The sequence below is a fragment of the Paraburkholderia sp. SIMBA_030 genome (assembly GCF_046535245.1).
GTDB lineage: Bacteria > Pseudomonadota > Gammaproteobacteria > Burkholderiales > Burkholderiaceae > Paraburkholderia.
In genome coordinates this window covers 1-233 of sequence record NZ_JAWRXB010001725.1, presented here as the reverse complement: position 1 = coordinate 233, position 233 = coordinate 1, and the positions used below count along the sequence as shown (strand labels likewise).

General features: G+C 63.1%; 1 protein-coding gene. It reads left to right on the top strand.

Going from position 1 to position 233, the window contains the following annotated elements; genetic code table 11:
- On the top strand, window positions 1-233 hold a 233-nt coding region (locus SB772_RS45915; protein WP_410839263.1), incomplete at both ends, for a hypothetical protein.

Here is a 233-nt window from a genome sequence, read left to right as displayed (position 1 = left end):
TCCGGTCCTTGCGCTCAGATATCGCGTGCTGGTGCCGCCGGGCAAGGTCGCACGCGTGACGTTCTGGACAGTAGTGGCCGAGTCGCGAGCGCTGTTGCTCGATCTGGTAGACAAACACCATGACCGCAACGCGTTCGACCGCGCCAAAACGCTAGCCTGGACGCAGGCTCAGGTGCAGTTGCGTCATCTCGATGTCGAAGCCGACGAGGCTGCGGATTTTCAGCGCCTCGCCG